11 protein-coding genes are annotated in these 12,612 nt (G+C 60.9%); 2 read left to right on the plus strand and 9 right to left on the minus strand.

The window, feature by feature from the left end:
* Window positions 1-268 precede the first annotated feature (268 nt).
* Window positions 269-1,522: a Fic family protein gene (locus ACTQZK_RS09845; protein ID WP_441899547.1), complete on the plus strand. Its 1,254-nt coding sequence runs from the start codon at window positions 269-271 to the stop codon at window positions 1,520-1,522.
* 140 nt (window positions 1,523-1,662) lie between these two features.
* Here the strand turns inward: ACTQZK_RS09845 and yaaA are convergent, their stop codons facing one another.
* The 7 genes from yaaA to ACTQZK_RS09880 form a co-directional block, all read right to left on the minus strand.
* Entirely contained in the window at window positions 1,663-2,418 is a 756-nt protein-coding gene (gene yaaA / locus ACTQZK_RS09850; protein ID WP_441899549.1) for a peroxide stress protein YaaA, read from the minus strand.
* Between the two features lie 5 nt (window positions 2,419-2,423).
* Window positions 2,424-3,638, minus strand: a complete 1,215-nt coding sequence (locus ACTQZK_RS09855) for an amidohydrolase (protein ID WP_418830455.1) — start codon at window positions 3,636-3,638, stop codon at window positions 2,424-2,426.
* 106 nt (window positions 3,639-3,744) lie between these two features.
* Entirely contained in the window at window positions 3,745-4,515 is a 771-nt protein-coding gene (locus ACTQZK_RS09860; RefSeq protein WP_441899550.1) for a zeta toxin family protein, read from the minus strand.
* A gap of 1 nt (window position 4,516) precedes the next feature.
* Window positions 4,517-5,086, minus strand: a complete 570-nt coding sequence (locus ACTQZK_RS09865; RefSeq protein ID WP_114566176.1) for a helix-turn-helix domain-containing protein — start codon at window positions 5,084-5,086, stop codon at window positions 4,517-4,519.
* Window positions 5,087-5,262: 176 nt separating this feature from the next.
* Window positions 5,263-6,180 (minus strand): thiamine pyrophosphate-dependent enzyme, encoded by a 918-nt coding sequence (locus tag ACTQZK_RS09870; protein ID WP_418830461.1) that lies wholly within the window; start codon window positions 6,178-6,180, stop codon window positions 5,263-5,265.
* Between the two features lie 2 nt (window positions 6,181-6,182).
* The gene (locus tag ACTQZK_RS09875) at window positions 6,183-7,457 is read right to left on the minus strand and encodes a transketolase C-terminal domain-containing protein (RefSeq protein ID WP_418830464.1); all 1,275 of its coding nucleotides are present in this window, start codon (window positions 7,455-7,457) and stop codon (window positions 6,183-6,185) included.
* Window positions 7,454-8,440, minus strand: a complete 987-nt coding sequence (locus tag ACTQZK_RS09880; protein ID WP_418830467.1) for a 2-oxoacid:acceptor oxidoreductase family protein — start codon at window positions 8,438-8,440, stop codon at window positions 7,454-7,456. The genes ACTQZK_RS09875 and ACTQZK_RS09880 overlap by 4 nt, the downstream gene beginning before the upstream one ends.
* Before the next feature lie 336 nt (window positions 8,441-8,776).
* On the opposite strand from ACTQZK_RS09880, the gene ACTQZK_RS09885 reads away from it, so the two are divergent.
* Window positions 8,777-10,492, plus strand: coding sequence for a lipopolysaccharide biosynthesis protein (locus ACTQZK_RS09885; protein WP_418830469.1), 1,716 nt, complete (start codon window positions 8,777-8,779; stop codon window positions 10,490-10,492).
* Between the two features lie 87 nt (window positions 10,493-10,579).
* Here the strand turns inward: ACTQZK_RS09885 and ACTQZK_RS09890 are convergent, their stop codons facing one another.
* A complete protein-coding gene (locus ACTQZK_RS09890; RefSeq protein WP_225749822.1) occupies window positions 10,580-11,233 on the minus strand; it encodes a LysR family transcriptional regulator substrate-binding protein in 654 nt (217 codons plus the stop codon).
* Window positions 11,234-11,248: 15 nt separating this feature from the next.
* The gene (locus tag ACTQZK_RS09895) at window positions 11,249-12,592 is read right to left on the minus strand and encodes a phenylacetate--CoA ligase family protein (RefSeq protein ID WP_114566289.1); all 1,344 of its coding nucleotides are present in this window, start codon (window positions 12,590-12,592) and stop codon (window positions 11,249-11,251) included.
* Window positions 12,593-12,612 lie beyond the last annotated feature (20 nt).

The raw sequence follows: 12,612 nt of genomic DNA on the forward strand, positions 1-12,612 counted from the left end.
TCGTTTTAATCGCAAGCGGACGAACAATGCCTCTCCTGCGTCAGCAGATCGAAGCCGCGCTCCCTTCGCAAGCTTCCTCGACGTTGTCGAGAGCCTCCTTCGCGTTGGCCTGTGTTTTAAGTTGTTAGCCAACCGCTACCGGACAGGCTCATTCATCATAAAGTATTCTGCAATACTATCTAATAGTGAAATATTGAGATTTTTCACTATTAGATAGTATTAACATGCGTTAAAATCGTGAAAAGCATTCGAAAGAAGGTCTTACGGTATGGCATACAAAAGAATGGACAGGCTCTTTTACGAAGACGCTTCGAGCGATCGCAAGGGCGAAAACGAGTGTGAAGCCCGCAAGCGCCTCACGGCCGCTTCGTCATTCAGGACCGGGATCAACGTAGAGACAGGCGAGCTTTTTCTTGCCGTGCCGCGCGAGCTGTCTCTTGTCACGGAGCAGGTTCTTCGCGCCGAGCGCAAGGTGTCAAGATCATGGAGTGCCTTACCCGGCATTGCGCAGGGCGCTTACGTACGCAACCTCATCGTCGACGAAGTGGTATGCACGAACGAAATGGAAGGCGTTCGCAGCACGCGCAAGCAGATCAGGGAGGCTATCGACAGCATCGAGCAGCCTGTCGGGGAGAATCGGCGGACAAAGCAGTTCATGGAATTCGCTCGCCTGTACCTTGGCCTGACGAGCGGCGACGTCGTGCCGCCCAAGACTCCTGAGGACATCCGTGCGCTGTACGACGCCGTCGTGGCGGGTACGCTCGACTCGGGCGACGCGCTTGACGGCCAGCTGTTCCGCGCCGATGGCGTGGACGTCAAGGCGTCCTCGCAACGGATCGTCCATCGTGGCGTGCAACCCGAATCCGCCATAATCTCGCATCTCAACGCTATGATCAGGCTGGTCAATTCCGAGGAAGTGCCGGAACTGTACAGTGCGTTGCTTTCGCATTACCTGTTCGAGTACATCCACCCCTTTTATGACGGAAACGGGAGAACGGGCCGATTCTTGCTGGCGCTGCACTTGAGCAGTCCGCTGTCCCTACCCACCACGCTATCGCTTTCGCGCGTTATCGCCGAGCATAAAGGAGTGTACTACCAGGCGTTTTCGGTAACTGAGCACCCCCTTAACCATGCCGAGGGCACGTTCTTCGTGCTGCAAATGATGAATTTGATCAGGACGGCTCAAGACGAACTGGTAGCCGAGCTGCAGGCAAAGCGGGAAGCGCTGATGAAAGCCGAAGAAAAACTCGGCAGCGTGCGCGCTGAGTTTGACTTGTCGGAGCGGGCATGTAATTTGCTGTACCAAGTGGTGCAGGTGTCGCTTTTCGGCGCGAACGCGGACGTGACGCTGCAGGACGCCGCGACGCACCTTGAAGTCACAGCCCAAAGCGCTCGCAAATACGCATCCGAGCTAGAACGGACCGATCTTGTTGAAACGACAAGCCGCCGACCGCTCAAGTTCAAACTGAGCAGCCAAGGTGAAGAGACGCTCGGCGTGGCGAACGCGGCCGGGATCCGTTAGCCGTACGCCAAACCGCAAAAGGAGCTAGCCGAGCCGAAAGAGGGCGCCCAAATCCGCGAGCCGTCAAGGACGTCAGACGCTCGCCTGCCGGCCCGACGCCGGCTCTCAAAGCGAGGATCGCCGCGAACGCTTTCTGCCTCCTACTGCACAAACACCAGGCAGTCGTCAGTAGAGCGCGCCTTGTCGAACACATAGCCAGCTACGTCGAACGCGCGCAGATCAGCGACGGACTCGACGGCGCATTCGGCGCACCATCGCACCATGGAACCGCGAGCCGCCTTGGCAGCCGTCGAACGCTGCACCAAGCGGCCGCGCGCATCGATCGTACCGAACAAACACGTGACGGTTTGCAAGCCAAGACACTTCGCATGCGGAAGCACCGCTTTCGCATATTCGACCGAAGCCAAATTCACCACAACGTCAGCCTCCGAAGCCAATGCGCGCGCCAGCGAATCGCCCCAAAACTCGTATAAGGTGCGCGCCGGGCCCACCGCCAACTTGGCTTGCATCTCAAGACGATACGGCGCCACGCCGTCGAACGGGCGCAGCACGCCGTAAAGGCCCGACAGGATGCGCACATGCTCCTGCACGTATTCCAGCTGCGCGGCGGTCATAACGCGCGGAGCAAGATGCTGGTACTGGATGCCTTCGTACGCAAGCACCGCTGGAACAAGCGAGCCCGCGCCACCGGACACGTCCATCGTGCGGAAGCGATCGAAATTGAGCTCGGCCAGCGCATCGCTGCACTGCCACAGCACCTTCGCTTCTTCATACGTCAGAGCCCGCACAGCTTCGACCAGCTGCTCGGCACGGTCAACGAACGCCGGCAGCTCGCGCCATGCGAACATATCGTCCGCTACGTTCATCTTCTTGGCGGGCGAGATAATGAAGCGCACGACTCCTACCCTTCTCCCAACATGTCGACCGCCCACTGAGCAGCCACCATGGATCCCTTGACCAGCACGCTTTCGTCCACTTCATAGTAGCAACTGTGCTGGGGATGCTCGGCGCCCACAGCAGGATTGCGCGTACCCACGAACGCCATGACCCCGGGAACCAGACGCAGGTACTCGCTGAAGTCTTCGCCGGAAAGCGTACCCTCGTAACTGCCGACGGCTTCTTCCCCCAGCACCTCGACAACAGCGCGCCGCGCCGCTTCCGCGCACTGAACGTCATTCGCCAAGCCCGCATTGCCCGGCTCGAACGTGAACCGAGCTTCAGCGTTGAACGCACGAGCGATCTTCCCCACAATGCGCTCCAAACGGTCAGGCACTTCGGCGCGCAGCTTATCGCTCCAGGTACGCACCGTGCCGGTCAGGTAAGCCGTCCCCGCCATGATGTTGCGCGCTTCGCCGCCATGAAACTCCCCCACCGTAACCACCACGGGTTCAAACGGCGAAACGTCTCGGCTGACCAGAATCTGCAAAGCCGTCACCATTTCAGCACCCACCACCACGGCGTCCACACCCTTGTGCGGCATGGATCCATGTGCGCTAACGCCTTCGATATCGATGCGGAACCAATCGGTATGAGCCATACGCTGTCCGGGCTCGCACGAAATCTTCCCGGCATCCACTTCGCTCCAAATATGAGCCCCGTAGATCGCATCGACCCCGTCGAGCGCACCGTCTTCGATCATTTTGAGCGCGCCGATAGATATCTCCTCCGCAGGCTGGAATAGCACGCGAACCTCGCCGCAAAGCCGATCGCGCAAGCCGTTCAGAATGCAAACGGCGCCCAGCATCATAGCCATATGACAATCATGACCGCATGCGTGCATGATCCCTTCGCTTTGCGAAGCGTAAGGCGCGCCCGTCTGCTCGGTCACGGGAAGAGCGTCGATGTCGGCACGCAACGCCACGCGCTTGGCAGGATTGCCGTCGGCATCGTACGCGCCCTTCGCTTCACCGCGAATAGTGGCGATTACGCCCGTCCCAGCTGCACGGCGATACTCCACGCCCAGCTTGCCCAGCTCGATGCAAAGAGCTTCTTGCGTCCGCGTTTCCTTGCCGCTCAACTCGGGATGCTTGTGCAACTCGCGCCTGAGTGCGATGACCTCGGATTCGATATCCGCCCCGATTTCGCGGATGCGCTCAGTCGTGCTGGCCGTCCCCATATGGATCCCTTTCGCCGTTCCCTGTGTTCAGCAGGGTACCATATTCCAGCCCGCACGGGTTTGACCAGGATGGATCCCGCCAGCACAAACGCCGAAAGCAAGGCGATCAGCCAAGAGTTTTCAGCTCAGCCAGCTTTCGTTCCAGATACGCCAAGTGCAAGCGCTCTTCGTCGCTCCACTCACCAAACAAGATTCGCTCGAGCGCATCGCACGCATACCCGCCGTCATCTTCGCTGAAGAACAATCGACGCTCAGCGCGATCGTACAGGCTTACGGCATCGAACAACCCGGATTCCTCAAGCACTTTCAAGTTGCTGACGATGCTTTCAACGATCAAAAGATGATGGTTCGGGTCGACCGCCCGAGGCTCTGTACCCGCAATACGCATCTGCTCGTATCGCAGCTGGCAACTTACCAGCGATAGTTCCGGCTTCACCGCCATCAGTGCCAGCGAAACGTCGTATCCCCGATCGCGCAAGAGCCTTGCCGTCTTGAGTGGGACCTCGGATGTCCGCAGCGTTCCTTCGATGATCAGGTTGTACCCTGCAGTTGAAAGGGCGTCAACCAGCGCCTCCACCATGCTTCCAGCCCATGCTGCCGTATACGACGGAGCATCAATTCCATACCGCGCACTGATTTCCCTGAATCGCGGATGATGAGACCGGTACTCGTCACCATTTATGATGATCGCATTGCCCTTCTGGGCGATAAGAAAGATGTTGTGCAGCGTTGTTTTTCCCGCACCGCTCTGCCCGCCAAGCAAAACAGCCCGCGGGCTGCTGAGGGGCGCCAGGTTCCCATCTGCCACGAGGGCGCCGACGATCCCTTGAAACCCGTTCTGAAATTCCTCATTCGAGTACTCTTCAATACCTGCCATGTTACGCAGCTTTCACTTTGCGACTTTCCGCCACGCGCCCCAAGCATTCGATCTGCGCCTTCAATTCCAAAAGCTTCACTTTGTCCAAATGACCTTCACTGATAATGCGAGGCTTGACCATGGCAAGCTGCATATACACGTCTTCATAGACCGCCGCGGAAGCGACATCCCCTCCATTGCGAGCAGCGATAAGCAGTCGCGAGATCTCCCCCATCAGCTGCGCAGCCTGCTCGTTAAGAACCTCCTGTTGAAGCGTGATTTCGTACAGTTCGTTGATGTCCATGACGTCTCCATCCTCGTCGAAAGAAACCAGCGCATACACGATCTTCTCGGTTTTCTCACGCTGGCTGTCCGCAAGCAAAGCCCCGTCGCGTTCAAGGCAATCCGCAAGAAACCTCGGATCATCCGCAGCACGAATGAGGTTCGCATTCGCCTTGCTGGGAGTTTGTCCGTTTTCGTACCGAACCACGCTAGCCTCGCCAAGTCCCAACAAGCGCGCAAACCCTTGCTGCGTCAGCCCGTACTTTTCTCGAATCCTCTTAATATCCTGCGAAGTCAGATCATGTGACATGATTATCTCCTTTTTACTATCTTTTGATAGATCACACTATATCATGTGATTGTTTTATTGCATAGGGGGCAAGGCAAAAAACGAGACGGAGGGACAGAGCCAATAGCCCATCCCTCCGCCTCGTAAAAAAGACGCCGCTGTTCAAGCGGCGCCTTTTCGCATCCTTAAAGCCCCACTCACGCCCAATCTCGGCGCATGGCCTCCCAAGCAGCGTCACGACCGGCCTCAACGCTAGCGATCTCGTCATCGGAAAGCGCCTTGAAGCGGCCCTGCCTGCGCAGGTACGCCTCAACGCTGGCGAACTCCTTCGGGTTCCTGTTCAGCTTGAAGCGGCCTCCGTACTGGCCGCACACCGCTTCGCCTTCGTACTCGGCCAGGTACCACAAGCCCGTATCCACGATATCCTTCGCGATGTCCACCATCTCGTCCACGCCGCAGCCCCACCCTGTCGGGCACGGAGCCATCACGTGAATATAGCGCGTGCCCTTGATGTCCCGGGCGCGCTCCACCTTGCGGACGAAGTCGTTCAGGTAGCCAACGCTTGCCGTGGCCGCATACGGAATGCCGTGCGCCGCCACGATTTCGAACATGTTCTTCTTCTGCGTCAGACAGCCGTGCACGTTGCGGCCGGCAGGCGTCGTGGTGGTCTTGGCGCCAAAAGGCGTCAGCGAGCTTTTCTGGATGCCCGTGTTCATGTACGCCTCGTTGTCGTAGCAAATGTACAACACGTCGTCGTTGCGGTCGATCGCCCCGGACAGCGCCTGGATGCCGATGTCAGCCGTGCCGCCATCGCCCGCAAAGCCCACCACGGTGCAATCGTCGGGCTTCTTTCCCTGCGCGCGCAGCCCGGCCTCAATACCGGTCAGCACGCTTGCCGTAGCCGCAAAAGGCGTGATCATTGCGTTGTTGGCAAAGGAAAGCTGCGGAAAATTGAAGCCGACGGCGCTCATGCAGCCCGCCGGCAGCGCGGCCACAGCGTTCGGGCCCAGCACCTTAAGCGCAGCGCGCAGGGCAAGGGAACCGCCGCACCCCGCGCATGCCTTGTGACCGAAGAAAAACTCGTCGTTGGCTATGGTCTTCGCATTGAGAGCCATTCCTATCGCCCCCTTTCGTCGCAGCTCGCAGGTTCGCATGAATCAGCGACGGAAGCCGCAGCGTCGGCTGCTTCCGTCGGCTGGCAGGCAGGCGGAACGTCATCAACACCCAAAAACGACACGCGCGGCAAGCTACCGGACCCCGCGCCGTCGGCCACCTGCTGGAGAGCGCGAAACATGCCGATCGTCTGCGCTTCGGAAATGTCGTCGCCGCCCAAACCTCCTACAAAGTTGTACGTGGGAACGCACACGCCCGCCTGCTGCAGCGCCGAATTGACGTTCGTGAACACGGTTCCCTCCGAACCGAACGAGATATCCTTCTCCAGAACGCCCACCGCCTTCGCGCCTCGCAGCGCCTCGGCAATCAGCTCCGAGGGCATGGGGCGCAGGTAGCGAATGCGCAGCATGCCCGCGCGAACGCCCTCGGCGCGCAGTTGCTCCACCACGGAGCGCGCAAGGCCTGCAGCCGACCCCAGCGTGACCAGGACAACGTCGGCATCGTCGCAGTTCAGCGTTTCGATCATGCCGGTGTATTGGCGCCCGAACACCTCGGCGAAGCGCCGCTCGATCCGCTCCACCGCGTCGGGAGCGTTCAGCATGTCGCGATGCTCCCAGTACTTGAAATAGCGGTTGTACTCAGGGCCTGCCGAAAACCCGATGTTCACGGGATGCTCGAAATCGAAGTGATTCCCAGCAGGCTCGTAGGGCGGCAGAAACGCGTCCGCTTGCTCCGCCGAAGGCACGTCCACGGTCTCGTACGTATGCGTGAGCGCGAAACCGTCCAGGTTCACCATCACCGGCGTCATAACCGCCGGGTCCTCCGCCAACGCATACGCCATAAGCGCAAGATCGAGCGCCTCTTGGTTGTCCTGCGCATACACCTGGATCCAACCGTGATCCAGCAAGGCGAGCGAATCTCGCTGGTCGCCGTAGATGTTCCACGGCAGCGCGGTTGCACGGTTCGCGTTCATCATGACAATGGGAAACCGCCCGCCCGATGCATAGGTCAGGCATTCTGCCATGTACAGCAAGCCCTGGCTCGACGTAGCCGTGAACGTGCGAGCGCCCGTAGCCGACGCGCCGATGGCGCACGACAGCGCCGAATGTTCGGACTCCACGTGCACGTACTCGGCGGCAAGCGTGCCTTCTTCCACCATCTCGCTCAAACGCTCGACCACCACCGTTTGCGGCGTAATGGGATACGCGCTGATGACCTGCGGACGCGCCAGGCGCACGCCCTCCGCCAGCGCTTCGTCGCCGGAAAGGAACCTCTTCATCGAGCATCCGCCTCGCTTTCGGGAATCATGGCAATCGCATTGAACTTGCAAGCCTTCGCGCACACGCCGCAGCCTTTGCAGAAGTCCAGATCGATGGCAACAGGAGCGCCGACGGACGCAGCCTGGTCAACCTTGAACACCGTACCGTCCGGGCACAGCCAATAGCATTGGAGGCATCCCGTGCACGCAGAAGCGTCGATCACGGGGCGCACGTTGCGCCAGCCAGCGTTCTTCGCGGTCAGATAGCCCGCCTCGAAGCACGTGGTGCGCGCGAACACGGCGGGGTCCAAGGCGTCCCCGCTGCGCAAGGTGCAGATGCGCGCGGGCGGACGAGCGGGCGATTCCGAGGGCGAGCCCTCCAAGCCTTCGGCCGCCTCGAAGTTTTCCGCGCGCAGATCGCTTTCGCCGGATTCAACCGCAATCCCCGCAACAGGCGGCCGATCGATTGCTTCGGCATCGGAAGCATCGGCCATCCGCCGGAGCGCTTCCTCCACAATTGCCAGGTTCTTACCGTGCAGTTTTTCCGGCATGTACTGGCGAATCGCCTCGTCCAGATCCTCGAGCGACACCCGATCGCACAGGCCCGCGATCGCCCCAAGAAACACCGTGTTGGGAATGGGGCGCCCCAAAAAAGAAGCGGAGATTCCGTCGGCATCGATGGCCACGATACGCTCGTCATCGAAGGTTGCAGCGCTGTTCACCAGCACGCGTCCTCCGGGTTTCAGCTCATGCTCCCAGCCAGGCCCCAGCAGCATCTCGTCCAGATACACCACGTAATCGGCGCGCGCCACCGCGCTCCGATCGCCGATAGGCGCATCGTCCATCTTCGTGAACGCGCGCATCGGCGCGCCGCGTCGCTCGGGTCCGAACGACGGAAACGCCAACGCGTAGCGGCCCTCGGAAAGCGATGCGGCCGCGCCCAGCAGCCGCGCCGCAGTGAACGCGCCTTGACCGCCGCGCCCATGCCACAGTACCTCGATCATGGAACTCTCCCATTCGTGTCACGTCTTGATCATGCCAGTATAGCGTTGCCCTCGCGCGTTCGCAGGCGCGCGCAGACGACCAGCCGTCAAACTCCCCCGATTGGGGAGCAGGGGGACAGGGGGACAGGGGGACAGTCTCGAACGGAGCCGCCCCGGCCCGTGTCGCAACAGGCGCGGAGCCTCCAACCGAGCCCAGCACGGCCAGACGCAAGCGCGCAAGGACGCGCACGCCCTCGTTTGCTGCTGCTATGAATCTTAGGGGACCAACTGCGCACGACCCCTATAATGCTCAAGGAGAGACAACGACACACGCAGCGAAGGAGCTCGACGCAGCTTATGGACCGCATGCCGCGGAACAACTCCGAACAAGAACAGCGCAGCCAGCCCACCCGGGCGCTCCATCAACGCACCGCGCCCGAGCACGAGGCGACCGAGCACGCGCCGCTGCACGCAACCAGGCGCAGCGCCCAAGATCCGAACCCGCAAACACAGCCCGACAGCGCCTCCGATCAGCGCGGGAACCGCGCACGTCGCGCGGCGAAAAAGCCTCGCAAGCCCAGCTTCATCACGCGCGCCGTCAACCACTGGTGCAACCGGCTTCTGGGGGCCGTATCCGAGCGCTCCCTTTCGGCGCAGCAAGAAGAATACGCCGCCGGACGCACCACGCGCGACTACGTGTGCAACACGCTGGGCATCGCTACGTGGGGCATGGTGTTTCCCTTCCTCACCATCGTGGTCACGCAACTGGTGGGCGTCGAGCAAGCCGGCATGTTCTCGCTGGCGTTCGTCACCGGCACGCTGCTCATGATCCTTGCCAACTACGGCGTGCGAACCTTTCAAGTGTCCGACCTGGCCGAAGAGCATTCGTTCGCGGACTACCAGGTAAACCGCTGGATCACGTGCGCGCTCATGGTGGTTGTCGGCGTGGCGTACTGCTCGATTCGCGGATACACCGATCACATGCTGACCATCAGCTTGGGCGTGTACCTCTACAAGATGATCGACGGCCTGGCCGACGTGTACGAGGGGCGCCTGCAGCAAGTGGACAAGCTCTACCTTGCCGGAATCTCCCAAGCGTTTCGCTCGGTCGCCGTGTTCATCGTGTTCTCGTTGGTGCTGCTGATCACCCGCAACCTCGGCGTTGCCTGCATCGCCATGGCCGTGGTTGCCGCCGCCACGTTCCTGTTCCTCACGTTTCCGCTGGCCCTGTTCGAAACGCCGAAATCGCGCCGTGTGAGCATGGGCAACGTGGGCGCGCTGTTCAAGCAGTGCTTCCCTCTGTTCGCAGCGCTGTTCATGTACGCGCTCATCGACAACATGCCGAAATTCGTGATGGAAGGCGTACTCAGCTACGACAACCAGCTGTACTTCAACGCGCTGTACTTCCCCGCCCAGGCCATCCTGCTGACCATCGGCCTCATCTACAAGCCGATGCTCGTCCGCATGGCCGAAGCATGGGCCGACCCCGGCAAGCGGAAGCGGTTCGATCTGACCATCGCGGCCGTGCTGGCCGTCATCGTTGCCATCACGTTGGTGGTGGCAGGCGTTATGGCGACCATCGGCATTCCCCTGATGAGCTTCATGTACGGCCTTGACTTCGAGCAATTCCGCGGCCTGTGCTTCATCATGCTGGCCGCAGGCGGGGTAACGGCAGCTATCGATTTCCTGTACCAGGTGATCACCGTGCTGCGCCGCCAGAAGGCCGTCACGCGCCTGTACCTGATCACGTTCGGATTCTCGCTGTTCGTTCCCATCCTGCTGGTGAACTTCACGGGATTGCCCGGCGCGGTGATCGGCTACCTCATTGTGATGTGCATCCTGTTCGTGTTGCTGGTCAGCGAATACATCGGCATCCGCATGGGCTTCTCCAAAGCCGAAGCCCCGCGCGAAACCGCCCCGCAGCAAGCCGACCGTCCGCGCCCCAGCGAAGCACGCGCCGAACGAGCGCGGCGCGAACGCGTGCTGGAAAAACGCGGCGCGCACGCGGGACCCGTCGTGAGCGAAGAGGCTCGCGACCTGGCCGGCAGGCGCCATCCGAACGACAACGAGTAAACAACGAGGGGGACGAGCGCGGCATCGCCGCCCCCGTCCCCCTCGTTTCAAGAGCTGCCGTTTCGCCTACACGCGACGGCAACCTACTTAGAATCGAGCGTACTTGACCAGGTTCTTCTTCAACGTGTCCACGAAACGCTGGGCATTCTCATCCAGCTGCTCGCCCTTGCGCACCACGTAGCCCAAGTGCAGCGACACATCGGTATCAAGCGGCACGGTGTTCAGCCCGGCGCCGTCGGAAATACCCACCAAAATGCCGCTCGTCACCGTATAGCCGTTCAGTGCCACGATCAGCTCCGAAAGCGACGCGCGGTCGGTGCAGGCAATGCTCTTGGCACGCGGCACGCCCGCAAGCGCCTCTTCGGCGAAGGCAACCGGAGAATCCTCGTCCTGCTCGAAATACAAGTAGGGATAGTCCTCCATATCCTCCAGAGTAAGACTGGCGGCGTTCACCATGGGGTGGCTGGCCGGCAGCGCAACGCGCGGGGCCGACTCGATAAGCTCCACGAATTCAAGACCCGCTTCGTCAAGCGCAGCGTTCAGCGTTTCAGCGGAAGCCGACGTCTGAAACAGCACGCCCAGCTGGCTTTTCCCCGACGCAACATCATCGATGACGCCCTGCGTGCTGCGATCGCGCAGCGCATACGCGTACGCATCGCCGCCCAAAGCCAGAACCACATGGGCGAACGTCTGCACGTTGAACAGATAGTGCTGACCGGAAACTGCAAAGGTGTTAGCCATGGGTAGAATCCTTCCCTATCGAGTCTGGCAGCTGCGCTCGTCAACGAAGCGCGACGCCTTGTGCTCCGACGACGTTCCCAGCTTACCCGCATCATACACGATGACCTTCTGCGGACGCACGCCCACATGCGCCTTGATGGCCGCCATCGTGCGCTTCGCCACCTCGTCGTAAGGCTCGTCGCTACCCAGCGCACGCTCCACGGACACTTCGTACTTGCACGTGAAGTCCTGCTCGTACACGCGAATGGAATACTCGCCCGTCAGCCCTTCCAGGCCGCGCACCACGAACTCGATATCGCTCGGGAACACGTTGACGGCGCTCACGATGAACATCTCGTCCTTACGGCCCGTAATGTGAATGCGTGCAAGCGTGCGGCCACACTCGCACGTATCGGTGCTCACGTAGCCGATATCGCCCGTACGGAAGCGAATCATCGGGCGCGCCTTCTTGCTCAAAGTGGTGTACACCAGCTCGCCCGTCTCGCCTGGAGCCAGCACCTCGCCCGTGTTCGGGTTCACCGTCTCGACCAGAATCTGGTCCTCCACGATGTGCAGGCCGTCGTGGGCCTCGCACGCCGCAGCGCATGCGCCGTAAATGTCGGACAGGCCGTAGAAGTCAACAACCTTCGCGCCCCACAAGTCCTCGATGCTTTCGCGCGTGGATTTGATGGAACCGCCCGCCTCGCCAGCAACGATGATGGTGTGGATGTTGAAGTCGGTGCGCGGGTCGTATCCCTTCTCCTTCGCCACCTCGCCCAAATGCCATGCATACGAAGGCGATGTCCAGATAACCGTCGGCTGGTACTGCTTCAGCACGAACAGCAGACGGTCGGACGGCACCGCGCCCACCCAGATGGCCAGCGCGCCCAGCCGCTGCGCGCCGATGACGTCGGGGCCGCCCACGTACAGCGCGAAGTTGAGCGCGTGCACGTAGCGATCGTTCGGGCGCATGCCAGCCTGCCAGAACAGACGAGCCTCGGTATCTTGCCACAGGTCGAAGTCCTCCTGCGTGAACGGGCTCACCGTGGGCACGCCCGTAGAACCCGAAGACGTGGCCATGAAGATGACCTCTTCCTCGGGCACCGAGCACATCTCGCCGAAGAAGCTTCCCACGTGCTGCGTTTCGCGCTCGGTCTTCTTGTCGATGAACGGGAACTTCGCAATGTCCTCAAGCGTTTCGATGTCGGAAGGCTTCACGCCGGCCTCGTCGAACGCGCGCTTGTAGTACACGGTATTCTCGTACGCGTAGGCCACCATATCCTGCAATCGCTGCAGCTGCAGCTCCTCCAGCTGGGGCCGCGGCATGCACTCGATCTCCGGATCGTAGTACTTCTGATCGTAGGGGATGTCCTTCGCCATGAGATGCTCCTTGTTCGTTT

The sequence above is a fragment of the Paraeggerthella sp. LCP19S3_G8 genome (genome assembly GCF_052119225.1).
Taxonomy (GTDB): domain Bacteria; phylum Actinomycetota; class Coriobacteriia; order Coriobacteriales; family Eggerthellaceae; genus Paraeggerthella; species Paraeggerthella hominis.